Below are 24,072 nucleotides of genomic sequence, written 5' to 3' on the forward strand. Positions count from 1 at the left end.
ATAAGTGAGGGTGCCCCACCGTTTGGTGGGGCACCCTCACTGCATCTGCGGACAAAGCCAGACGTCCAGAACTGGCTGCGGAGCCTCAGAACAGGTTGGAGAAGAATGCCCAGAACTGTACGACGATGCAGGCGAAGATGATGAGCATCCACAGCACCGACAGGGCGATGTTCTCCTTCGCCAGGACCCTCAGCACGGCATTGTCGGCGGCGCGCCGACCGAAGGCTCCGGTGAGCAGATTGCGGGCGGTGACGGCCATGAACATCGGAATCGTCACGGTCCACACGATGATGCACCACGGGCAGCCGACTCCGATCTTGTAGATCGAGACGTAGAACAGGAACATCACCAGCGCCACGCCGCAGCCCAGTCCGATATTCAGTCCCACCATCACCCAGCTGGGCAGCCGGGTGCCGGACAGGATGAGCACACCGAGCAGCAGCGGAATGATGAAGGCTGCCACGCCCATGAGCTGATTGGGAAAGCCCAGGAGCTCGGCTTCGGCATGTTCCATGACCGAACCGCACGAGAAGAACGGGTTGAGGTCGCACGAGAGCACGACGTCCGGGTTCGCCAGCTTCTCGTACTTCTCCGCCGACAGGGAGAACGAGGCGAGGAAGCCGATGGCAGAGGCGATGATGAGGAAGATCCCGAACGGCACCGATCTCAGCACCCACGACGAGGTGGTGTCGGCGGACTCGAGATCATCGGATTGAGTCAGTGTGGTGTTCACTCCTCAAGAATGCCTGGCCATGTCCCGTGCGGCAAACCCCGTCCCCGTCGAAGCCTCAGCGCAGAGGCACTTCTGTGACATAATGGTCGGACGGATACCTGTTCTCACACCGAGCAGGAGAAGTGCCTCCACCGAGTCGAGGGTATGACCTCGCAGGTCGACAACAAGATGAGGCAGCACGGAAGGCCTACGCGCTGAGCGCGAGCCGGATGTGCCATCCACAGGTTTCGGTCCATTGCGGACCATGCAAGGATCCGAAGATCCGTACGGTGTGGACGGCGTCTTCGGACTGGGAGATACGATGAACGATACGTCGAACGACGGCACAGAGGCGACAGATCCGACCGAAGGCATTCTCGCGGACCTCGCGAATCTGCAGCAGTCGGCGGGTGCCAAGAACGCCGAACACGAGGATGTCGACGACAGCGTGCGTGCGCGCCTCGATGACATCGCCGAGGCGGCCGAGTCGCTGCGTATCGGCGATGCCGATGACAGCGACGACGAAGAGGACGAAGAACCGACCCCTCGCCGAGGCGGGCAGAAGTCCGCTCGCGATGCCGTGGCCAATCGGGGACTCGTCTTCGAGGAATTCGTCCGCGGAGACTCGGGCGACGATGACGATGATCACGACGACTCTGACAATGCCGATGGCGACGACGAGGACGATGAGTCGGATGCTGCGTCGCAGGCATCGCCGAGCTTCGACCCGCGCAATCCCTTCGCGGCTCCGGCCGCTCCGACTGCCGCACCCGAACCCCGCACCACTCCAGCTGTGCCCTATGACGGCGGCCTGATCTTCCAGGTGCCGAAGGCCGAACACGCCGAGGTCATCACGATCGACGACGATGACTCCGACGACTGGGATGATTCCCACGACTCCGATGGCGACACGTCGTCCTCACAGGAGAACCGCCAGAACGACCGCGGTGAGGACGATTCCTCCAGCGGTCCGCGTCGGCGGCGAGGCGGCCGCGGGCGCCGATCGCGGGGTCGCGATGACTCCCACGACGATTCCTCGGACTCCGACGACGACTCGAAGGACCCCGAGGACGACTCCTCGGACTCTGCCGGCAAGCAGGACGCGAAGTCGTCGAAGCGGGGATCTCGGTCGAGCAATCGCGGTTCGAAACGCTCCGATGCGGACGCCGAGGACTCTCATTCGAAGTCGGATCATCAAGACTCCGATCACAAGGAGTCCGACCACAGGGACTCCGACGATTCGGATTCGGACGATGGTGATGACGACTCCGACGGCGGTTCGCGCCGACGCCGCCGTCGCCGGTCTCGCACCCGCAGCACCGACCGCGACGAAGTCACCTCGCTCAAGGGTTCGACCCGCCTCGAGGCCAAGCGCCAGCGTCGTAAGGAGGGCCGCGAAGCCGGACGTCGCCGACCCATCATCACCGAAGCCGAATTCCTCGCTCGACGTGAGTCCGTCGAGCGGACCATGCTGGTGCGGGAGAGCGGCGACCAGACTCAACTCGTCGTCGTCGAAGACGGGATCGCTGTCGAGCACTACCTCAAGGAGAACCGTCAGCAGTCCTCGCTCATCGGCAACGTCTACCTGGGCAAGGTTCAGAACGTGCTGCCGAGCATGGAGGCGGCATTCATCGACATCGGCAAGGGCCGGAACGCCGTGCTCTACGCCGGTGAAGTCAACTGGGACGCCCTCGGCATGGACGGCAAGGCGCGCCGCATCGAAACCGCGCTGAGTCCCGGCGATGCCGTGCTCGTGCAGGTGACGAAGGATCCGATCGGACACAAGGGCGCCCGTCTGACCAGCCAGATCTCCTTGCCCGGGCGGTTCCTCGTCTACGTTCCGGGCAATTCGATGACCGGAATCTCGAGGAAGCTGCCCGACAACGAACGCGCACGGCTGAAGAAGCTGCTCAAACAGCTCGTCGGCGATTCGAACGGCGTCATCGTGCGCACCGCTGCCGAGGGCGCCACCGACTCCGATCTCTCGCGTGATGTCGAACGTCTCGCCAAACGGTGGGAGACGATCGAGAAGAAGTCGAAGTCGACGAAGGTGCTGGCCCCACAGCTGCTCTACAGCGAGCCGGACATGATCGTGCGCATAATCCGTGATGTCTTCAACGAGGACTTCAGCTCGCTCGTCATCGACGGCGACGGCGCATGGAACACCATCCACGAGTATGTCGAATCCGTCGCACCGGACCTGCTCGATCGTGTCCACAGCTACAACGAGGACGAGGACATCTTCGACCACTACCGGATCGAAGAGCAGGTCCAGAAGGCGCTGCAGCGCACGGTCAACCTGCCCTCGGGAGGTTCACTCGTCATCGACCGCACCGAAGCGATGACGGTCGTCGACGTCAACACCGGCAAGTTCACCGGCTCCGGGGGCAACCTCGAGGAGACGGTGACCCGCAACAACCTCGAAGCCGCCGAGGAGGTCATTCGGCAGATCCGCCTGCGCGACATCGGCGGAATCATCGTCGTCGACTTCATCGACATGGTGCTCGAGTCCAACCGCGACCTTGTGGTGCGCCGCCTCGTCGAGTGCCTCGGTCGCGACCGGACGAAGCATCAGGTGGCCGAAGTGACATCGCTGGGACTCGTGCAGATGACGCGCAAGCGCATCGGCACCGGACTCGCCGAATCCCTGGTCAGCGCCGGTGAAGACCTCACCGGCCGCGGCCTGCTGCTGCCGGGTTCGGAAGAAGACGGATCGAAGGCGCACCGCGGCGGCCGCTCGGCGAACCACGACAACCGCCGTGACCGCAAGCGCCGGGGAGACTCAGGCTCGAAGTCCAAGCACAATGAGGCCGAATCGACAGATGAGACAGTGTCATCGGACGCTTCTCGGTCAGCCGTCGCCGCGATCGCGAAGGCCACCCTGAAGAAGGATGACGCCGATTCGCCCGAATCGACGTCCGACGCTCAGACTCAGTCCGATGATTCGGCGAACAACGGCGAGAACGGCAAGTCCCGATCGCGTTCACGGAACGGCCGGCGACGTTCGCGCTCGAACCGGAGCGACGACTCGCAGGCCGCGACGCCCGACGAGAAGTCCAGTGGCAACGAGAAGTCGAACGGCGCTGAGCACACACCGGCGGAAGCGACGCCTGCGAACGAGCAGACACAGTCCGCTGAACAGAAGCCGGCGGCCGAGCAGAAGCCAGTCGCCGAAGAGCCGAAGGATCTGCCGTTGATGATCGGCGCGGACAGCGAGACGAAGGTCGCCGCCGCTGAACCGGTCAAGAGCACTCCGGCGAAGAAGCGCGAACCGGCGAAGAGGGCCCCTGCCCCCAAGCAGGAGCAGCTGCCTGCCTCGTTCGTCATCATCGGTGAGGACTGAACACCTCTCCTGAGCTGAGACACACGGCAGCGCCCCGCCGACGGATGACGTCGACGGGGCGCTGCGGTGTGCGGTACACCCAGCTCCGGGAGGTCAGCCTGCCGACTGCTGATTGCGGGTGGTGCTGATCGTCGGCTGTGCGGCCTGGTCACCGCAGAGGACGATCATCAGGTTCGATACGAGGTCGCTGCGTTCGGTCTGACCGAGCCTGACGATCTGGCGCCCTTCGATCTCCTCGATCGCCGTCTCGACCATGCCCACAGCTCCTTCGACGATCAGCTGGCGGGCGGCGACGACGGCCGTGGCCTGTTGCCGCTGGAGCATGGCACGGGCGATCTCCGGGGCGTACGCCAGTTGGGTGATGCGCGACTCGATGATCGTGACTCCCGCAGCCATGACCCGGGCAGCGACCTCATCGGAGAGCCGCGAGGTGATCTCGTCGGCGTTGTCACGCAGCGACATACGGCCGGGATCCGACGAATCGTAGGCATAGGAGTTGGCGATGTGACGAACCGCAGTCTCCGCCTGGATGGCGACGAACTCTTCGAAATCATCGACCTCGAACATCGCCTGTGCGGTATCGCGGACCTGCCAGACCACCACGGCGCCGATCTCGATCGGATTGCCGTCGAGATCATTGACCTTCAGCGTCGAGGTCTCATGGTTGCGGATGCGCGTAGAGATCTGATCCTTCGTGTAGAAGGGATTGACGAATCGCAGACCCGACTGCCTGACCGTTCCGACGTACTTGCCGTAGAGCTGGAGGACGACGGCATGTCCGGGCGCCACCGAGGTGCAGCCCTTGAACAGGAACATCGAAGCGATGAAGCTGAGGACGGCCACGATGAAGAGGACGACACCGACCGCGACCTGGGCGAAGGTCATGACGAACCCGACGATGCCCAGGAGCACGGCGAGGAGCAGCAGAACGATGGCGCCGACGATCGCGAAGTAGCCTGAGACCCCGCCCGCCGGCTTCTCTCGGACACGTTCGCCATCGGGGGAGACGATGCGCTTGGGGGCAGAATTCCCCTGCCCCGAGGCGGATGGGCCGCGGTGGGAATTCGGCGTCTGCGCAGCGGACCGTCGGTTCCCAGGGGGCGGTGCCTGCGACGAGACAGGTCCGGACCCGGTGGACGGGACCGGACCTGAACCGGCAGGCTGTCCGTCCGTGCGACGACTCTGCGGTGCCGGTGGCAGCGGTGTGCCTTCACGGTGGTGCGGCGGCGCACCGGTGTTCGCTTGGGCGCCGGCGGGCGGGCCATACGGTGGCGTCGTGCCCGAACCGCCGATCGACCCGGACTGAGCACCCTGCGAACCATAGTGGCCATTGGGATTCGTCACTGCTTCAGCCCCGGGATAGGCCGCGGGCTGACTGTGTCCGGCCTGGATATGTGTGCTCTGATCACCGCTGGGGACGGGGCCGCGATCGGGGTTCGGGCCCGAGGATCGATTCGGTCGCTGACCGGGCTGCTGAGGATTCTGAGTCATGCCCCCAGTCTAAGTCAGGTAATGAGACGCGGATCTCAAAAGTCCCGCGAACGCCCCATTTGGTAACGGTTCGATAACTGAAACGATCCCACAACATGGAACGCTTGAATGTGACGCAAGTCTCAGTAGGTTGTCGCACTATGGACAATCTTCATATCTCAGCAGCGCCGGTCTCACCGGTCGACGATGCCATCAACTCTTGGTTCGACCCGATCGCCACATGGTTCGGCAGCATCATCTTCTTTCCGCTCACCTTCGGAGACTTCTCATTCCCCTTCGTCGTCCTGTGGCTGATCTTCGCCGCAGCGGTCTTCACCGTCTACTTCGGCTTCATCCAGGCTCGAGGGGCGAAGCTGTCTCTCGAGATCATCCGCGGAAAATTCTCGTCGAAGTCCGACCCGGGTGAGGTCACCCATTTCCAAGCCCTTGCCTCTGCCCTGTCGGGCACCGTGGGCCTCGGCAACATCGCCGGTGTCGGCGTAGCCATCGCCCTCGGCGGCCCCGGAGCGACCTTCTGGATGATCGTCGCCGGCCTCCTCGGCATGTGCACGAAGTTCGTCGAATGCACCCTCGGGGTGAAGTACCGTGAGATCGACGAGAACGGCGTCGTCCACGGCGGTCCGTTCAAATACCTCCCCGTTGCGTTCCGACGCTTCTCGAAGCCCGTGGCGACCGCTCTGACCGGACTCTTCGCCGTCGCCATCCTCATCTTCGGTGTCGTCGGCGGCGGCATGTTCCAGGCCAATCAGACCTTCGCCCAGGTCCGCACCGCCACCGGCGGCGATGACGGCTTCCTGGCCGGCCCCTTTGCCTCACTCGTGTTCGGACTCATCTTTGCGGGGCTCGTGGCACTGGTGATCCTCGGCGGCATCCGCTCGATCGCAAAGGTGACCGACAAGCTCGTCCCTGGAATGGCCATCTTCTACGTCGTGTCATGCCTCCTCGTGCTCGGTCTCAACTACGCGAACATCCCGAACGCCATCGGCGAGATCTTCGCTGGAGCGTTCAACCCTCAGGGAGTGGCCGGCGGCATCGTCGGAGTCATGATCATCGGCTTCCAGCGTTCGGCCTTCTCGAACGAAGCCGGCATCGGTTCGGCGGCCATCGCCCACTCCGCTGTCAAGACCCGTCGCCCCATCTCCGAAGGATTCGTCGCACTGCTCGAGCCTTTCATCGATACGGTGATCATCTGCACCATGACCGCGCTGACCATCATCGTGGCCAACCAGGCTTCGTACCGAAATGACCTCGGTGAGGGCGAGATCGGCGGAGTTGCTCTCGCCTCGGATGCATTCTCCACCGTCGCTTCGTGGTACCCGATCCTGCTGGCCATCGCCGTCGCACTGTTCGCCTTCTCGACCCTCATCACATGGGCGTACTACGGGGAGCGGGCGTGGAGCTATCTGTTCGGCCGCTCGAAAGCCACGATCATGATCTTCCGCACGCTCGTCTGCCTCTTCGTCGTCGTCGGCTGCATCGCCAGCTTCTCCAAGGTCGTCGAATTCGCCGATGCGGCCCTGTTCATGTGCGCGTTCATCAATATCCTCGGCCTCTACATGCTCATGCCGGTGGTCAAGAAGGAGATGAGGAAATACCTCGCCGACCGGAAAGCCGGAACGCTCAACGACCCGGACACCGCCGACGCCGTCCCTGTCGACCAGCCCGCCTGAATCCCGACCTCCGTCGACATCGGAGGAGCACCAGCTCGATCAAGGATGCCTGTGCGCCGCGCCCAAACGGATGCGGCGCACGGGCATGTCCGGGCATCGATAGACTGGGAGCGTGGATGAGAACAGAGACGACAGAACACGCGCAGTCGAACGGCTGCAGGAGCTGCGAGGCAGCATCGACAACATCGATGCCTCCCTCGTTCACCTGCTCGCCGAGCGCTTCAAACTCACCGAACGCGTCGGTGAACTCAAGGCCGACCACGGTCTGCCCCCGGCCGACGAGTCGCGGGAAGCCAGGCAGGTCGCCCGACTGCGGGAACTCGCCGAGGAGTCCCATCTCGATCCGGAGTTCGCAGAGAAGTTCCTGGCGTTCATCGTCGCCGAGGTCATCCGCCGGCACGAGCGCATCGCGGAGACGCGCGAAAGCTGAGTCGACGTGCCCGGGGAGCCGCCTGCCTCCGGGAGTGAACGAGAGATGGCTCACAATGGGCAGGTCTTCCCCTCGAGCATGAGCGGCGGGTTTGCCGTTGCTGTGCACTCTCGACTAGAATTGATCGTCGGTGCGCGTGACGCACCACGGCTGGTGATTCCTCTCAATGGGATGTCTGCGGGACTCGTTCTGCGGCAGCCAAGGGACAACCGCCGTTCGTTTGTTTTCAACAGAAAGAGGGTTCGACCATGGTCTATGCCATCGTCCGCGCCGGAGGCCACCAGGAAAAGGTGAGCGTCGGCGATATCATCACAGTCAACCGAATGAAGGCGAAGGCTGGAGACAGCGTCGAACTCGATGCCGTACTTCTTGTCGACGGTGAGACGGTCACGACCGATCCCGACGCACTGGCGAAGGTCTCGGTCAGCGCTGAGGTCGCCGGTGAACTCCGCGGTCCCAAGATTGTGATCCAGAAGTACAAGAACAAGACCGGGTACAAGAAGCGTCAGGGCCACCGCCAGGACCTCACCCGTCTGAAGATCACGAACATCAAGTAAGAGGAGACTTCTCACATGGCAAGCAAAAAGGGAGTCAGCTCGACCCGCAACGGTCGCGACTCGAACCCACAGTACCTCGGCGTGAAGCGCTTCGGCGGCCAGGCCGTCAAGGCCGGCGAGATCATCGTCCGCCAGCGCGGAACCAAGTTCCACCCCGGAGCCAATGTCGGCCGTGGAGGAGACGATACCCTCTTCGCTCTGACCGCCGGTGCCGTGGAATTCGGAACCCGCAACGGTCGCAAGATCGTCAACATCGTCGGAGCCTGATCCTTCCCGGATCCGTTCCGTCGTCAATATGATCTCTCCCTGAAAAGGGAGCATGAAGGGTGAGTCGAACGACTCACCCTTCATCTGATATAAGGACATTATGGCCACCGAGTTCGTAGACCGTGTCACCGTTCACCTCGCCGCAGGCGCAGGTGGGAACGGGTGTGCCTCGATCAGGCGCGAGAAATTCAAACCGCTCGGCGGGCCCGACGGCGCCGACGGCGGCAACGGCGGCAACATCATCTTCCGCGTCGACCGTCAGACCACCACCCTGCTTCCCCTGCACCACCGTCCGCACGTGCGTGCCGACGACGGCGGGATCGGCAAGGGCGATCTGCGCCACGGCGCCGACGGCAGAGACCTCATCGTCGACGTCCCCGAGGGCACCGTGGTGAAGAACACCAACGGTGACGTCATCGCCGACCTCGTCGAAGAAGGAACCGAATTCACAGCAGCCGCCGGTGGCCGCGGCGGTCTCGGCAATGCCGCGCTGGCTTCGACGAAGCGCAAGGCCCCCGGCTTCGCGCTCCTCGGAGAGCCCGGGCAGACCCTCAGCCTCGTGCTCGAACTCAAGACGATCGCCGATATCGCCCTCGTGGGATACCCATCGGCGGGCAAGTCGAGCCTCATCGCTGCGCTGTCGGCCGCCAAGCCGAAGATCGCCGACTACCCATTCACGACACTCGTGCCCAACCTCGGGGTCGTTCAGGCCGGCGACACGCGCTACACCGTCGCCGACGTTCCCGGACTCATCCCCGGCGCATCTGAGGGCAAGGGACTCGGCCTCGAGTTCCTCCGCCACGTCGAACGCTGTGCCGGCCTCGTCCATGTCATCGACATGGCCACGTGGGAGCCCGGACGTGATCCCGTCTCCGACCTCACGATCATCGAATCCGAACTCGCCGCCTATGCCGTCGACCTCGACGACGGGAGCGGACTCCTGCCGCTCTCGCAGCGCCCGAAGCTCGTGGCGCTGAACAAGATCGACATCCCCGACGGTCGCGACCTTGCCGATATCGTCCGGCCCGATCTCGAGGCCGCCGGATACCGGGTCTTCGAGATCTCGGCAGTCAGCCATGCCGGTCTGCGGGAACTCTCGTTCGCCATGGCCGAGCTCGTGCTCGCCGAACGGGAACGTCGCGCCGAGATCGAAGCGACACCGCAGCGCGTGGTCATCCGTCCGAAGGCCGTCGACGATCGCGGATTCGAAGTCCGTTCCGAACGCACCTCCGATGGCCCGCTGTTCCGCGTCCTCGGCGACAAGCCTCGTCGGTGGGTGCAGCAGACGGACTTCGGAAACGACGAAGCCGTCGGCTACCTCGCCGACCGCCTCGAGCACCTCGGCGTCGAAGAGGCTCTTTTCAAGGCCGGAGCGAAACCCGGCGACAGCATCGTCGTCGGCGGAGACGACGGCGTCGTCTTCGACTGGGATCCCACAACCGTCGGCGGAGCCGAACTGCTCGGCTCCCGCGGATCGGACGCCCGACTCGACGAGGAAACGCGCTCCACACGCAAGGAACGCAAGGCCGCTTATCACGAGAAGATGGACGCGAAGGCCGCCACCCGGGCCGAGTTCGAACAAGAACGGTTGGCCGAACGAGCACACCGCGAGAGCCGCCTCGGTGCACCTGCGACAGAGTCTGGTGAGGGAGCCGGCGAGGAGTGAGCGCCGCAGCTCAGGCGGACTCTTCCGCAGGATCGTTCCGTGACGACATCGCCCGAGCCCGTCGCATCGTCGTCAAGGTCGGATCGTCCTCGCTGACGACGATCGACGGCGGACTCGACGAAGCCAAACTCATCGCGCTCACCGATGTCATCGGGGCGCATCGATCAGCCGGTCATGAGGTCATCCTCGTCTCCTCCGGCGCGATCGCGGCCGGACTGGAGCCGATGGGGCTGAAGAAGCGCCCTCGAGACCTCGCCAGCCAGCAGGCGGCGGCCGGGGTCGGTCAGGGACTGCTCATGGCCGCATACACGCGAGCGCTGGGACGCTACGACCTCGTTCCCGGCCAGGTGCTGCTCACCGCCGATGACCTGATCCGACGCACCCAGTACAAGAACGCGCAGCGCGCCATCGACAAACTCCTGGCCCTGGGCACGCTGCCCATCGTCAACGAGAACGACGCCGTGGCCACCGAGGAGATCCGCTTCGGAGACAACGACCGGCTCGCAGCCCTCGTCGCTCACCTGGCTCACGCCGATGCGCTCGTGCTGCTCTCCGATGTCGATGCGCTCTACTCGGGACCCCCGGATCAGCCCGGCTCCCGCCTGATCAGCCGTGTGCACGGACCCAGCGACCTCGATGACCTCGCCATCGGCGGTGTCGGGACGGCCGGAACCGGCACCGGCGGAATGGCCACGAAGGTCGATGCCGCCATCATGGTCGCCGATTCGGGGATCCCGGCGGTGCTGACCTCGGCACCGCAGGCCGCCTCGGCGCTGGCGGGGGAGACCGTGGGCACATACTTCGCTGTCACCCACAGACGACGGGGCACCCGCCTGCTGTGGCTGCGCCATCTCGCCCGGACCTTCGGCTCGGTCACGATCGACAGAGGAGCCGAAACAGCTGTGCTCTCCCGGGGGACGTCCCTGCTCGCCGCGGGAGTCACCTCCTGCAGCGGAGACTTCGAAGCAGGGGACCCGGTCGAGATCCGCAATCTCGACGACGAGGTCATCGCCCGCGGTATGTCGAACTTCTCCTCGGACGAGCTGCCGCTGATGTTCCGTTCCACGACCGAGGAACTTGGCACCCGTCTGGGAAATGATTACCGTAAAGAGGTCATCCATCGAAACGATCTCGTTCTCACACAGGTGAGCGGGGGGAGATAGCACATGACAGCAGCAGCCGAGATCCACCCGAAGACCGTGCGCGGAGTGACCCGCATCGTCCGCAACGCCAAATCCGCCTCGAGCCTGTTGGCAACGACCTCTACCGCCGAGAAGAATGCCGCTCTCGGCGCCATCGCCGAGGCGCTGCGCAGCAGCACCGACCGCATCGCCAAAGCCAACGACGCCGACATCGCCGCCGGCACCGAGAACGGAATGAGCGAGTCTCTGCTCGACCGTCTGCGCCTCGACGCCGATCGCATCGCGGCGATCGCGGACTCCGTCGAGGACGTCATCGATCTCGCGGATCCCGTCGGCGACGTCGTCGTCGGACGCACCCTGCCCAACGGCATCCGACTCACCCAGAACCGTGTGCCGATGGGCGTGATCGGAGCGATCTACGAAGCCCGTCCGAACGTCACCGTCGACATCGCCGTCCTCGCACTCAAATCCGGAAACGCCTCGGTCCTGCGCGGAGGATCGGCTGCACAGAACTCGAACACTGAGATCATCTCCATCCTCCGCCGCGCCGTCGAATCGGCGGGACTGCCTGCCGACTCGATCAACGGCATCGACCAGTACGGACGCGAAGGCGCGAACGTGCTCATGCACGCCCGCGACTACGTCGATCTGCTCATTCCCCGAGGCGGCGCCGACCTCATCAACATGGTCGTGCAGGAATCGATCGTGCCCGTCATCGAAACCGGTGTGGGCAATGTGCACATGTTCATCGACTCCACCGCCACTGTGAAGACCTCCGTCGACCTCGTCCTCAACTCGAAGACGCATCGACCCAGCGTGTGCAACTCACTGGAGACCCTCCTCGTGCATGAGAAAGCCGCGAAACGAGTGCTGCCGAAGATCCTGGAACGCCTCGACGGCGCCGGGGTCATCGTCCACGCAGACTCGGACGTCTCGGCACTGGCACCGGCAGGGATGAAGGTCCGACGGGTGTCGCGGCGAGACTGGGCCAAGGAGTACCTGGGACTGGAGATCGCCATCAAGCTCGTCTCCGGTATCGAAGAGGCCATCGACCATATCCGTGCCTACAGCTCCGGCCACACCGAGGTGATCGTGACGAAGGACCTCGACAACGCGGACACCTTCGTCACCGCCATCGATGCTGCGGCGGTGGGAGTCAACGTCTCCACGCGATTCACTGACGGGGGAGAGCTCGGCTTCGGTGCGGAGGTGGGCATCTCCACCCAGAAGCTGCATGCTCGCGGCCCCATGGGACTCGAACAGCTGACGACCACGAAATGGGTGATGATGGGCAACGGCCAGGTCCGTTCCTGAGCCCGAATCGACTCCGACACTCCGCGATCAGGGTACTCACCGCCCGACCAGGGGAGACATCGGAGAGGGAAGAATTCATGTCGATGCCGGATTCCCGGATGGTTCATGAGAAACTGAGAAGGTAACGACCCCGAAGCGCTCTGCGCGCGACGGATCACTGAGTAAGGAGAAATGACGTGAACGCAGCCATTATGGCCGCCGCGGCCGAAGGTGGGGAGCACGCAGCCCACGTGGAGCTGCCGATGGATCCGATCTGGTACGGACTCATCACCCTGGCGATCTTCATCACGATGGGCATTGTGTCTCGGTCGTGGAAGGGCATCTCGCACCGCCACTGATATGGCAGAGCACAGACGCAGAGTCGGTGTCATGGGCGGCACCTTCGACCCCGTCCACAACGGCCACCTCGTCGCGGCAAGTGAGGTCCAGGCGACCTTCGACCTCGACGAGGTGGTTTTCGTCCCCACGGGACGGCCGTATCAGAAGGACGTCGAAGAGGTCAGCAGCGCCGAGCACCGGTACCTGATGACCGTCATCGCCACGGCATCGAATCCGCGGTTCACCGTCTCCCGAGCCGACGTCGACAGACCGGGTCCGACCTACACGATCGACACGCTGCGCGACCTTGCCAGCAGCTACGGTCCCGATACCGAGTTGTTCTTCATCACCGGCGCGGACGCTTTGGCTCAGATCTTGACGTGGAAGAATGTGGATGAGCTGTTTTCCCTGGCCCATTTCGTCGGGGTCAGCCGGCCCGGGCACGAACTCCGCGGTGAGGGACTGCCGGTCGACCGACTGAGTCTCGTGCAGATCCCTGCGCTGGCGATATCGTCCACGGATTGCAGACAACGGGTGATGGATGGTGCACCCGTCTGGTACCTCGTACCGGACGGCGTAGTGCAGTACATCGCGAAATACGAGTTGTACAGGAGTGAGAATGGCTGAGGAGCAGTTCACGTCACGTCGAGCACGGCGGGAAGCCGAAAGGCTGGCGGCGGAACAGGCGTTCGAAGCACGAGAGGTTCCTGAGCAGCCGAAGGAGGCTCCGAACTCTCGCGCCGGACTCCTCAGTCCGCTGCCCCCGAAGAAGCCCGGTGCGAAACCCGCCGCCGAGACCAGTGACGACACCGCCTCGCGCATCGACCCCGAGCCCTCGCCGCGGACCAGCCATGAGCGCGGCGCCCTGGCATCGGATCACCCGCAGGAGTCCCGGCCGCCGGTACATGCCGAAGACCGTCTCGACCCGACAAGAACCCCGTTGCCGCACTTCCAATCGCGCGCTGAGAAGAAGCGATACCTGCGCGAACACGGACTTTCGCTGTACGGCGATCTGTCCACCGGCGCGATGCCCGTTGTGGCCGACGAGAAGGAACTGGCCGAACGCCAGGCCGCTGCCGAAGGTCGACTGACAGGACCGATCCCGGAAGTCTCGGATTCCGAATCCGCGGACTCGAGCTCGGAATCTGCGACGCCGACAGCAGACTCCGCCGAAACTCAGGCTTCGGCATCCGCTGCGAAGGAATCGGCGGCCGATTCGCAATCCGACGCGAAGTCCGCTGTGACTGAGCACGAATCCTATGACACTGCCGGTTTCGGGGGAGCCTCCGACGAGGTCGCCGCCCGCGACTTCGAGGCGCCTGTCACGCCTGCCTCGGCTCCGCGGCCGACGACCGTGGAGAGCGAACCCTATGACGCACTGTCAATGCCGTACTCGGCTCTCGACGGCGACGCTCCTGCACTGGGCACCGAGGAAGAGGGCGAGAAGCCTGCCGAGACCCCGGACGAGCCGGACCCAGAGGATCAGAACGCCTCAACCGACAAGCCGACCACGAGTACTGCCGCTGCAGCAGCCCCCGCGGATGAATCTGTCCCAGAAGACAAGCCGGCTGCGAAGCCTGATGCCGAGGACGAGCCCGAGCCTTCGTCCCGGTCGCGACGGATGCCGATCGTGCAGCCGCCTTCGACATCCGGAGTCCGCGTCGTCACGGCCGCCTCGGCGCAGATCCCCGAGGTCGATGAACCCCGCAAGAGCGATGCTCGCAGACCGCAGACGCCGCTGTCCGGTCGTGCCGACGAGCCGCAGTCCGGCTCAGACTCCGGCAGGACCGATGATTCGGGCGGCGACGCAGGCTCCGACGACGCGGCACGCGCCCTGGCCGCCAATCCGGAGACCCGGCCGATGGACGCTGTGCCCGAAGCCTGGTCGCTGCCGAACGCCGACTACGAAGACGAAGAGACCGTCAACCCTCCCGGCTCACGCATCCGTGCCAGCTCGGTGACCGGGCAGGACGGTCAGATCCTCATGGGCGAAGAGCCTTCGAAGATGCCCTATATCGTCCTCGGCGTGGCCGCATTCTTCGCTCTTGCCCTCATCGTCATCGCCCTCGTCATGTTCCTCTGAGCAGCACCCGGGACACACCACCTCGATAACCGCATCCATGCGAAAGGATCTTGTGAGCGAGATCGCCGAATCCACCCAGCTGCTTCGAACCGCGGCCAAAGCCGCGGACGAGAAGCTCGGAACCGACATCATCGGCCTCGATGTGAGCTCCACGCTCTACATCACCGACGCGTTCCTCATCGTCTCCGCCGACAACGAACGCCAGATCGGGGCGGTCATCGACGCGATCGAACAGGAAGTGCAGCTCGTCCACGACCGCACCCCGTTGCGCCGCGAGGGCCGGGGAGGGGACTGGGTGCTGCTCGACTTCGGCGAGATCGTCGTCCATGTCTTCTCCGCCGAACAGCGCGAATACTACGCGCTCGAGCGGTTGTGGAAGGACGTCCCGGTCATTGATCTGCAGCTGCCGGAACCCGGCTCGGACACATGACGAAGACCGTTCTGTTCTGGCGTCACGGACAGACGGACTTCAACCTCGCGGGACGGTTCCAGGGACAGTCCGATGTCCCCCTCAACGACACCGGCCGCGCGCAGGCCGATCAGGTCGCCAGGCGGCTCGCTGAACTCGGACCGGAACTCATCGTCTCCTCCGACCTCTCGCGCGCCGCTGCGACCGCCGACAGCTTGGCGACACTCGTCGCTCTCGAACCCGTTCGCGATGAGCGGCTGCGCGAGACCGCCTTCGGCGAGTGGGAAGGCTCCACCCGCGCCGAGGTGGCGGAGACCTGGCCGGACGAACTCGCCGAATGGGCCTCCGGAGCCGATATCGCACCTCCCGGAGGAGAATCGCGTTCCCAGTCGGGTCGCCGCGTCGCCGACGCCATCACCGATATCGTGCGGTCCGCTGAAGCCTCGACGATCGCCATCGTCGCCCACGGTGCGGTGCTGCGCGCCGCCGCCGAAATTCTCCTGGAGATGAACGGGACCGGCCGGCTCGGGGTTCTCGGAAACTGCGGTCATGGAGAGTTCGGGTACACCGGCGACCAATGGGTCCTGCGCAGTTGGGGCACGCGCTCTCACTGAGTCCTTTGGTCGCACCGTTGCGGGTTCGGTCACCGGCCGCTGCGCCACTGTCGAACCGGAGGCGGACATCCGTGCATCGGTGCCCGCTCGGACTCAGCCCTCTGTCTTGCGGTTGGCAGCGACGGATCTGATGAGCTCGACCAGCGAGTCTGCCGACTTCGCCCAATCGAAGACCTGTGACTGACGCCCGCCGGCCGCGGACTGCTCCGCCCACCTGCCGGCATCGGTGAGCCGGTCGATCGCGTGCGCGATCGACCGCGGATCTTCCGGGTCGAAGTATTCGGCCGCCTCGGCGGCGATCTCCCGGAAGATCGGAATATCCGACACGGCTACGGGCACTCCCTTGGCCATCGCTTCGATCACGGGCAGACCGAAGCCCTCCTCCCGCGAAGCCGTGACCAGGGCAGTCGACTCGTCGAGCAGACGTGCATACTCCGCATCGCTGATTCCCCGATGGAAGACGACCTTCGCCCGGTCGGGAATGAGGGCTCGCAGCTGAGCTTCCCTTCTGCCGTCGATGCGGCTGGCGATGTGCAGGGTCCACGCCGGCAGGTGCTCGAGCGCGCGGATGAGGGATTCGACGTTCTTGTACGGCAGGAACGCACCCATGTAGATGAGCGTCTTCGCATCGTGACGGTTCACTGTCCGCGCCGGCGCGGCGACCGCCTCGGCGGCATTGGACACCACCTGCACCGGACGATCCGTCAACCGGTTTGCGGCGATGAGCTCTTTCGTCGTCTCGGAGACAGCTGCCACGGCATCGGCACGATTGAGCAGCAGCCGCTGCGGGACGAAGCTCAAGTGATACGCCCGCCACAGCAGCCTCACCGGCAGCGGCAGGTCACCCGGCGGTTCGGGGTGGGAGTAGTAGATGAGGTCGTGGATGGTCAGGATGAGTCCGTAGCGACGTCCGAACGAGCCCATCGTCTGCATCGTCGAGAACACGACATCGGCGCCCAGTGCATTGAGCTTCCCGGCGATGGCCACCTCGGCGGGGGAGGTGGGATCGCTCAGCTGCACCCACGAGCATTCGGGAAGCAGAGCCAACTGAGCCTCATCGCTGATGATCACGGTCACGTCGATCTCCGTGCCCTCGACGGCCGTCAGCAGGGCCGAGAGCAGACACGAACCGTACCGGGAGATCCCGTCGTGATGAGTCGTGCGGGTGAAGCGTGCGTCGAAGAAGACCGACAGCCTCGGTGACGGTTGGAGGCTCTTTGTGCTTTTGCTCATGGAACTCCGAGTCGATAGTCTGAATCTTCGAAAGCCTGTGTCTATCAGTTTGCGCACGAAGGATCAGTGAGTGAAGGAACGATCACCTGTGCCCGCGGCCGTTGAGGCCCGGTCATGATCCTAACGCTAATCGCTCTGGCCGCACTCGTCGCACTCACCCCCGTTCTCACCCGTTCTGCGGGTCGGGAGAGCGGCTGGCCGCTGGCGATCGCCTATCTCGGCGTGGCAGCCCTGTTCACTCCCACCGCCGCCGAGGTGATGGCCGGGCGGAATCCGGAAGTCTCCTACTCCTGGATTCCCAGCTTCGGCGTCGACCTGGCGCTGCGCGCCGACGGAATCGGTGTCGTGTTCACCTATATCGCACTGATCATCGGTGCGGTCGTGTTCGTCTATTCGACGCGCTATCTCAGCCCTGCACGCAATACGAGCTTCTATTGGCTGATGGTGATCTTCACCTTCTCCATGGTCGCCCTTGTGTTGACCAACGATGTGCTCGTGCTGTTCGTGTGCTGGGAGCTGACGTCCCTGGCATCGTTCTTCCTCATCGCCCGGTCCGGATCCCCCGGGCAGGCACCGGCCCTGCGGACGATGTTCTTCACCTTCATCGGCGGCCTCAGCCTGCTGGTGGCCACCGGAGTGATCATCGCCGTGACGGGGACGACGAACCTCGCGGAGGCGATCAGCTCCCCGGTGTGGGCGGGCCAGCCCGAAGTCACGACGCTCGTGGCCCTCCTCGTCGGCGTTGCAGCCATGACGAAGTCGGCTCAGTTCCCTTTCCACCCATGGCTGCCCGATGCGATGGCCGCCGCCACCCCTGTTTCGGCTTATCTGCATGCCGCAGCCGTCGTCAAGGCCGGCATCTTCCTCATGCTCCGGTTCTCACCGACCTTCCACGCCACGCCGGCATGGAACGTCCTGCTCGTGACGGCAGGACTCCTCACTGCCTGCCTGGGCGGCTGGTTCGCGCTCAACCAACATGACGTGAAGAAGCTCATGGCCTATTCGACCGTGTCCCAACTCGGGCTCATCACCGCGGTCATCGGTGTCGGCACCGAGGCTGCGATCGCCGCCGCCACCCTCCACGTCATCGCGCATGCACTCTTCAAGTCCGGCCTGTTCATGATGGTCGGCGTCGTCGATCACCTCGCCGGCACCAGAGACCTCGCACGTATTCCGAAGCTCATGCGCACCGCCCCGGCGGCGTTCACGGTGATGATCATCGGCTGTGCGTCCATGGCCGGGATTCCGCCGCTGTTGGGATTCGTGTCCAAAGAGGCTCTGTTCACCGCGCTGGGGGAGACCCCGGGCGGGCCCTGGGCCGGCTGGGTGGCTCTGCTCGTCGCCGTGGGTGCCTCGGTGCTCACCTTCGCCTACTGCGCGAAGACGGTCTGGGGCAGCTTCATCGACGGCCGCGAACCCGAGGAGCGCCGCATCCACCGCGGTTCACCCGTCATGCTCATCGCAGCGGCCCTGCCGATCCTGACCTCGGTGCCCCTGAGCTTCGTCCTGTTCCTCTTCGACACCCTGCTCGACCAGGTGGTGCGGGCAGCGGTGCCGACAGCCTCGGAACACGTGCACCTGGCGCTGTGGCACGGGTTCAACATCGAACTGCTCGCCTCCGGGCTCATCATCGTCATCGGCGTGTTCATCATCCTCCGCCGATCACGAGTCTTCGTCTTCTTCCACAAAGCCACGCTGCCCTTCGACGGAGCCGATGTCATCGACTCACTGACGAAGACTCTCAAACGGCTGGGATACGGGCTCTCCGCTTTCGTCCGGCCGATGAACTCAGGGCCCTATCTCGCTCTGTCCCTGGGCGGACTGAGCGTGCTCGCAATCGGGGCCCTGCCTGTCGTCTTCGCCGAACTGCCGCCGCTGCAGGAGAACCTCAGCCGTCCGGTGGACATCATTCTGCTCATCCTCATCACCGTGGCTGTGCTCGTCCTCTGCACCTCGCACTCACGACTGACCACCGTTGTGGCGCTCTCGGCCATCGGCATCCTCGCCACCGTGCAGATCCTCGCTCTCGGCGCCCCCGACGTCACCCTGACACAGCTGCTCGTCGAAGCGATGACGATCATCGTCATCATGCTCGTGCTGCAGAAGCTGCCGCGCTCGTTCTGGAAGTACCCGAAGCGCAAGCAGACACCGCGTCTGCTCCTGGCGATCATCGTCGGCGCGAGCGTCGCCGGACTGACTCTGGCGCTCAACGGCCGTCGGGAACGCTCCGCCCTCGGCCAGTACTATCTCGACAAGGCTCCGGACATCAGCGGCGGAGACAACATCGTCAATACCATCCTCGTCGAATTCCGTGCACTCGACACCCTCGGTGAGCTGACCGTCCTCGGCATGGCCGGAATCGCCATCGTCGCGGTGATGTCGACGGTCAAGGACAAGTTCATCGACCCGCCGGCCGAGAACATCCCGGAACCGCCCAGGCCCCCGTGGGTGTCGATCCGCCCCAAAGGCACCACCGCATATCGAGCTGTCCACGAGGCGTGGCCGAACGTCATCCCTCTGCAGCTGACTCTGAAGGTTCTCGGGCCGCTGCTGGCGCTGAGCTCCCTGCTCATCTTCTGGCGCGGTCACAACTCCCCGGGAGGCGGATTCATCGCCGCCCTCGTCGGTTCCGCCGTCATCGGTCTGGCCTACCTGTCCACGCCGAAGGACCGGGCGCTCGGTCCGCCGCGTGCGCCGCTCTATCTCATCGGCTCCGGAGTCGCCACGGCGGTGGTCACAGGAATCATCGGTCTCCTGCTCGCCGGTTCGTTCCTCCAGCCCATGCACACGGAATTCGCCGGTCAGCATTGGACGACATCGATGCTCTTCGACGTCGGCGTCTACTTGGCGGTACTCGGCCTCATGCTGCTCTCGTTCAACCTCCTCGGCGTCTCGGACTCCGCGGCCACGCCAGCCGGAGACGATGTGCTCACCAACGGCATCATCCGCCGAGACGTCGAACGCACACGCGAACGTGCCGATGAGCTGCTCTACGGTGAGCTGAGCGGTCCGATGGAGGCCATCCGCGGGGAACGCCCCGAACGCAGCCGCCGCCGCGGCGTCGAAGCGTCCGGGGAGGCGAAGGTGCGCGCGAATTCGACGCATATCCTCCACGGGGACCCACCAGCCGACGGAGATGAGGAGGAAGCATGATCCTGGCACTGACGATCGGCGTCCTCACCACAGGCGGCGTCTACCTCATGATGCAGCGCTCCATGGTCCGGGGAGTCTTCGGTCTCACCCTCATCTCCCATGCCGCGAACTTCATCCTGCTCTCGGCTGGCGTCGGCGCGTGGAGAGGGGAACCTCTGGCCGGGCGCGGTGACCTCGCCGAGGCGGCCGATCCGCTGCCTCAGGCCTTCGTCCTCACCGCCATCGTCATCACCTTGGCGGTGACCATCTTCATGCTCGCGCTGGCCGTGCTCGGCCACGATGACGATCAGAAACGCAATCCCGAGACAGGGGAGGAGCGCGACTCATGAACTCCGCACTGCTCCTCCTGCTCATCGGCATCCCGCTCCTGGCCTCGGCCCTGAGCGTGCTCATCACCTCACGCACCTTCGACCGGCTGCTCCTGCTCGCCGTTCCTGTGCTCGTCGGCGGCAGCGGCATCGTCCTGCTCGGGGTGCACGCCTCGACCCCGGTGATCGCCCATTCGGTCGGTGACTATGTGCCCGGCCTGGCGATCGTGTTCGTCTCGGACACGTTCACCGCGCTCATGCTCGTGCTCACCTCGCTCGTAGCGCTCGTCAGCAGCCTGTTCCTCATCTCCACCGGAGAGGACCAGTACAGATTCGTCCCGGCCCTCATCCTGATGATGCTCACCGGCGTCTACGGTGCGCTGCTGACCGGTGATCTGTTCAACTTCTTCGTCTTCGTCGAAGTGATGATGCTGCCCGCTTACGCTCTCATCGCCGTCACCGGCACCTGGCGCAGGCTCGGCATCGGACGTCTCTACGTCATGGTCAACCTGCTGACCTCGACGATGCTGCTCATCGGTGTCGGGTTCGTCTACGGAGCCACCGGAACCGTCAACCTCGCCGTCCTGGCAGATCAGGGCCGCCCGACCGGACAGGCCGCGATCGCTCTGGGCGTGGTGCTGCTCTCCCTGTTCGTCAAGGCCGGCGGCGCGCCCTTCCACGGGTGGCTCGTCCTCTCCTATCCGAACACCTCGGCGGGCATGATGTCACTGTTCTCCGGTCTGCATTCGAAGGTCGGGCTCTATGCGATCTATCGCATCTACACCACCGTCTACGGTGAACCTGCCCCGTGGGCGACCGTCATCCTCATCGTCGCGGTGGCCAGCATCCTCATCGGTGCGATCTCCGGATTCGGGCAGGTGCGGGTGCGCAACGTGCTCGGATTCCAGATGACGGCCGGTGTGGGCCATATCCTCATCGGCGTCACACTGCTGACTTCGGCGGCTCTCGGTGCCGGTGCCTTCTACATGATGCACCACATGATCACGATGGCAGGCCTCCTGCTCATCATGGGTGCCGTCGAACAGACCTACGGCACCGGTTCCTTCCGCAAGCTCTCGGGCCTCGCCTCACGAGAGCGGTGGGCGACCGTCCTCATGATCCTCGGACTCTTCTCACTCGTCGGTCTGCCGCCGACCTCGGGACTGTGGGGCAAGGTCGGACTCGTCAGGGCCTCCACGGACACAGGCGGCGGCTTCGGATGGGTCCTGGTCGCCGTCATCGTCGCGGGCGCACTGATCAGTCTGCTGGCGCTTCAGCGCACCTGGCGCAACACCTTCTGGGGACCGCCGATGCAGACGTACCGTCCCGACTCGGCTGAGACCGGGCGTGCCCCGGCCGAACCGATCACGCGCAGCGTGCGCATCCCGGGCCGACTGCTGGTGCCCGCCACGATCATGATCGGGCTGTCCGTTGCGCTCTTCTGCTTCCCGGAGCCTCTGCTCGCCCTCACACATCGGGCAGCCGAAGGTCTGCTCGATCACAGTGACTACATCGAGGCGGTGATGGCACCGTGATGCGAGTCATCCACGGCATCTCATACGTCGGCTTCATCGTCTGGGCGATCATCACGGGCTCGGCGACCATCATCTCCCGACTCTTCCGCAGCGACTACGCCCAGCCGATGATCGTCGAACTGCCGATGCGCTGCGCCACCGACCTCGAAGTCACGCTCTTCGCATCGTCGATCACCATCACTCCCGGCACCCTGGTGACAGCGATCGCCGCCGGCACGTCGACGACCCCGCCGGTGATCTTCGTCCATGCTCTGTTCGAGGAGTCGGAGGAATCCGCTCTCGACGGACTCATCGATATGGAATCCCGACTGCTGTCCATGACCCGCGGACGAGCACCGGGGCCACACGCCGATCCGCAGGGAGGCCGTCCGTGATCGTCATCGCAAGCATCTGTGCGGTCATCCTCGCCGCCGCCATCATCATCGGCCTCATCCGCGTGCTCACTGCTCGCGATCAGGGCTCACGCGCGGTGGTCTCGGACCTCATCTACTTCTCGGCGATCGCCATCGTCACCATGCTCGGCATCACCGTGTCCTCGTCGATCGTCCTCGATGTGATCTTCCTGTCGTCCATGGTGGGCATCCTCGCCACGATCGCTCTGTCCCGAATCCTCACGAGGGGGCACCGCTGATGAATGAAGCACTTGCCACGACCCTCGTCGGGATCTTCGGAATCACCGGCTCCCTGCTGCTGCTCGGCTCCGCTCTGGCGATGTTCAGGGTCCGTGATGCCCTGTCTCGGATCAATGTGTTCTCTCCGGCCACCGGACTGGGTATGCCGTTCATCGTCATCGCGGCCTTCATCTACGACCTCTACGCGTCCGGGTTCTCCTGGAGTTCGCTGATCATGGCGGTCATCGCCGTGCTGTGCCTGATCATCGTGTCCTCGGTTGCGAGCAACACCCTGGCCAGGTCGGCGGTGCTCTCCGGACAGCCGGTATTCCGGAAGACGTCACCGAATCGGCTGGCAGCGCCGCCCGAAGGGGTTGTCGACATCGACCCCGACGCGAAGGACTCCTGAGCCGACTCAGTCAGTCGGGTCTGCCCGGCCATTGATCACGTGAGCTCAGTTCCGTCCGGTCGTGCGCATCGTGATGTTGATCCTGCCCCCGCCGAGGTGGTTCAGTCGTCCCGCATCCGGTGCAGTTCCCGGCTGGATCGACCTGACCCCGTGGTAGGCGAAGCGGGCAGGGCCGCCGAAGACGAAGGCGTCACCCGAGGCCAACCGCAGATCCTCGAAGGGACGGTTACGTGTCTCCGTGTTCCCGAACCGGAAGAGGCAAGTATCGCCCAATGACAAGGAGACGACAGGAGCAGGGTCGAATTCGTCCTTGTCTTGGTGCATACCCATCTTCGCGTGCTCGTCGTAGTAGTTCACGAGGGCCACATCCGGGTGGTAGTCGGCGGGGTCGAATCCCCACGCGGCGGCTGTACCCGGGGCGAGATCCGGTGCAGCCTCGACGACCGCTGCTGTGGACTGCAGAACCTGGCGGCCCAGACGGGTCATCCAATCGGGGAAGGGCAGCACCACCTTGTCGTTGACGTCGACGGCGCGGCGGTCGTAGCGCCCGGGCTGCCAATGCCAGCCCAGCCCGATCGTCGTGACACTCATCGGATGCCCTGCGATCGTCGTCGCATGGGGAGGAACCGGACCGGACTGCCAATCGGCATAGCGGGCGATGATCCACTGCTGCGCCTCGGCGCTGAGGAAACCCGGTACCCAGACCGCGCCGGGGGCGACGATTCTCGGTCGGCGGTCGAAGGCCTCATCGGCGAAGAGCGAATCCATGTCTACCAGGATGCCAGAGCGGGATCTAGAATGATCACG

The 24,072-nt window shown here is 64.5% G+C and carries 23 protein-coding genes; 19 read left to right on the plus strand and 4 right to left on the minus strand.

What is annotated here, in order from left to right; translation table 11 throughout:
* Positions 1-85: 85 nt before the first annotated feature.
* Positions 86-733 (minus strand): vitamin K epoxide reductase family protein, encoded by a 648-nt coding sequence (locus HIM68_RS02255; protein ID WP_172169262.1) that lies wholly within the window; start codon positions 731-733, stop codon positions 86-88.
* A 301-nt stretch (positions 734-1,034) separates the two neighbouring features.
* Here HIM68_RS02255 and HIM68_RS02260 point away from each other — a divergent pair, with 301 nt between their 5' ends.
* Positions 1,035-4,055 (plus strand): Rne/Rng family ribonuclease, encoded by a 3,021-nt coding sequence (locus HIM68_RS02260; RefSeq protein ID WP_253903689.1) that lies wholly within the window; start codon positions 1,035-1,037, stop codon positions 4,053-4,055.
* Positions 4,056-4,148: 93 nt separating this feature from the next.
* On the opposite strand, the gene HIM68_RS18875 is transcribed toward HIM68_RS02260, so the two are convergent.
* On the minus strand, positions 4,149-5,546 hold the full coding sequence (locus HIM68_RS18875; RefSeq protein ID WP_253903690.1) for an SPFH domain-containing protein: 1,398 nt from the start codon (positions 5,544-5,546) through the stop codon (positions 4,149-4,151).
* Positions 5,547-5,686: 140 nt separating this feature from the next.
* Between HIM68_RS18875 and HIM68_RS02270 the strand changes: the two genes are divergently transcribed.
* From HIM68_RS02270 to HIM68_RS02325, 12 genes are all read left to right on the plus strand, one after another.
* On the plus strand, positions 5,687-7,216 hold the full coding sequence (locus tag HIM68_RS02270) for a sodium:alanine symporter family protein (RefSeq protein ID WP_172169268.1): 1,530 nt from the start codon (positions 5,687-5,689) through the stop codon (positions 7,214-7,216).
* 112 nt (positions 7,217-7,328) lie between these two features.
* Positions 7,329-7,646, plus strand: a complete 318-nt coding sequence (locus HIM68_RS02275; RefSeq protein WP_139467033.1) for a chorismate mutase — start codon at positions 7,329-7,331, stop codon at positions 7,644-7,646.
* 248 nt (positions 7,647-7,894) lie between these two features.
* Positions 7,895-8,203 carry a 50S ribosomal protein L21 gene (gene rplU, locus HIM68_RS02280; RefSeq protein WP_025776790.1) on the plus strand — a complete coding sequence of 103 codons (309 nt, stop codon included), beginning with the start codon at positions 7,895-7,897 and terminating at the stop codon, positions 8,201-8,203.
* Positions 8,204-8,218: 15 nt separating this feature from the next.
* Positions 8,219-8,470: a 50S ribosomal protein L27 gene (gene rpmA, locus HIM68_RS02285; protein WP_025776788.1), complete on the plus strand. Its 252-nt coding sequence runs from the start codon at positions 8,219-8,221 to the stop codon at positions 8,468-8,470.
* A 100-nt stretch (positions 8,471-8,570) separates the two neighbouring features.
* Positions 8,571-10,136 (plus strand): GTPase ObgE, encoded by a 1,566-nt coding sequence (obgE, locus tag HIM68_RS02290; RefSeq protein ID WP_172169271.1) that lies wholly within the window; start codon positions 8,571-8,573, stop codon positions 10,134-10,136.
* Complete coding sequence (gene proB / locus HIM68_RS02295) at positions 10,133-11,299, plus strand: glutamate 5-kinase (RefSeq protein ID WP_139907962.1); 1,167 nt, start codon at positions 10,133-10,135, stop codon at positions 11,297-11,299. The genes obgE and proB overlap by 4 nt, the downstream gene beginning before the upstream one ends.
* Positions 11,300-11,302: 3 nt before the next feature.
* A complete protein-coding gene (locus HIM68_RS02300; RefSeq protein ID WP_139467039.1) occupies positions 11,303-12,592 on the plus strand; it encodes a glutamate-5-semialdehyde dehydrogenase in 1,290 nt (429 codons plus the stop codon).
* A gap of 176 nt (positions 12,593-12,768) precedes the next feature.
* Positions 12,769-12,930, plus strand: a complete 162-nt coding sequence (locus HIM68_RS02305; protein ID WP_167443897.1) for a hypothetical protein — start codon at positions 12,769-12,771, stop codon at positions 12,928-12,930.
* Between the two features lies 1 nt (position 12,931).
* Positions 12,932-13,537: a nicotinate-nucleotide adenylyltransferase gene (gene nadD, locus HIM68_RS02310; protein WP_139467041.1), complete on the plus strand. Its 606-nt coding sequence runs from the start codon at positions 12,932-12,934 to the stop codon at positions 13,535-13,537.
* Positions 13,530-14,993 carry a hypothetical protein gene (locus HIM68_RS02315; RefSeq protein ID WP_172169274.1) on the plus strand — a complete coding sequence of 488 codons (1,464 nt, stop codon included), beginning with the start codon at positions 13,530-13,532 and terminating at the stop codon, positions 14,991-14,993. Before nadD ends, HIM68_RS02315 begins: the two co-directional genes overlap by 8 nt.
* 52 nt (positions 14,994-15,045) lie before the next feature.
* The gene (rsfS, locus tag HIM68_RS02320) at positions 15,046-15,423 is read left to right on the plus strand and encodes a ribosome silencing factor (protein ID WP_229663911.1); all 378 of its coding nucleotides are present in this window, start codon (positions 15,046-15,048) and stop codon (positions 15,421-15,423) included.
* On the plus strand, positions 15,420-16,016 hold the full coding sequence (locus HIM68_RS02325) for a histidine phosphatase family protein (RefSeq protein WP_172169277.1): 597 nt from the start codon (positions 15,420-15,422) through the stop codon (positions 16,014-16,016). The genes rsfS and HIM68_RS02325 overlap by 4 nt, the downstream gene beginning before the upstream one ends.
* Before the next feature lie 93 nt (positions 16,017-16,109).
* On the opposite strand, the gene HIM68_RS02330 is transcribed toward HIM68_RS02325, so the two are convergent.
* Positions 16,110-17,249, minus strand: a complete 1,140-nt coding sequence (locus HIM68_RS02330) for a glycosyltransferase family 1 protein (protein ID WP_253903691.1) — start codon at positions 17,247-17,249, stop codon at positions 16,110-16,112.
* Between the two features lie 114 nt (positions 17,250-17,363).
* Here HIM68_RS02330 and HIM68_RS02335 point away from each other — a divergent pair, with 114 nt between their 5' ends.
* From HIM68_RS02335 to HIM68_RS02360, 6 genes are read left to right on the plus strand one after another with little or no spacing between them, the layout of a single operon-like run.
* A complete protein-coding gene (locus tag HIM68_RS02335; RefSeq protein ID WP_172169280.1) occupies positions 17,364-20,402 on the plus strand; it encodes a DUF4040 family protein in 3,039 nt (1,012 codons plus the stop codon).
* Positions 20,399-20,731, plus strand: a complete 333-nt coding sequence (locus HIM68_RS02340; RefSeq protein WP_139467048.1) for a sodium:proton antiporter — start codon at positions 20,399-20,401, stop codon at positions 20,729-20,731. Before HIM68_RS02335 ends, HIM68_RS02340 begins: the two co-directional genes overlap by 4 nt.
* Entirely contained in the window at positions 20,728-22,245 is a 1,518-nt protein-coding gene (locus tag HIM68_RS02345; protein ID WP_172169283.1) for a monovalent cation/H+ antiporter subunit D family protein, read from the plus strand. The genes HIM68_RS02340 and HIM68_RS02345 overlap by 4 nt, the downstream gene beginning before the upstream one ends.
* Positions 22,245-22,619: a Na+/H+ antiporter subunit E gene (locus tag HIM68_RS02350; protein ID WP_139467420.1), complete on the plus strand. Its 375-nt coding sequence runs from the start codon at positions 22,245-22,247 to the stop codon at positions 22,617-22,619. Before HIM68_RS02345 ends, HIM68_RS02350 begins: the two co-directional genes overlap by 1 nt.
* Positions 22,616-22,876, plus strand: a complete 261-nt coding sequence (locus HIM68_RS02355) for a monovalent cation/H+ antiporter complex subunit F (RefSeq protein WP_139467051.1) — start codon at positions 22,616-22,618, stop codon at positions 22,874-22,876. The genes HIM68_RS02350 and HIM68_RS02355 overlap by 4 nt, the downstream gene beginning before the upstream one ends.
* Positions 22,876-23,265: a monovalent cation/H(+) antiporter subunit G gene (locus HIM68_RS02360; protein WP_101545629.1), complete on the plus strand. Its 390-nt coding sequence runs from the start codon at positions 22,876-22,878 to the stop codon at positions 23,263-23,265. Before HIM68_RS02355 ends, HIM68_RS02360 begins: the two co-directional genes overlap by 1 nt.
* Before the next feature lie 45 nt (positions 23,266-23,310).
* On the opposite strand, the gene HIM68_RS02365 is transcribed toward HIM68_RS02360, so the two are convergent.
* Positions 23,311-24,033, minus strand: coding sequence for an alpha-ketoglutarate-dependent dioxygenase AlkB (locus HIM68_RS02365; RefSeq protein WP_139467053.1), 723 nt, complete (start codon positions 24,031-24,033; stop codon positions 23,311-23,313).
* Between the last annotated feature and the right edge of the window lie 39 nt (positions 24,034-24,072).

Origin of the sequence: Brevibacterium sp. CT2-23B, from assembly GCF_013168765.1 — a bacterium.
Taxonomy (GTDB): Bacteria; Actinomycetota; Actinomycetes; order Actinomycetales; family Brevibacteriaceae; genus Brevibacterium; species Brevibacterium sediminis.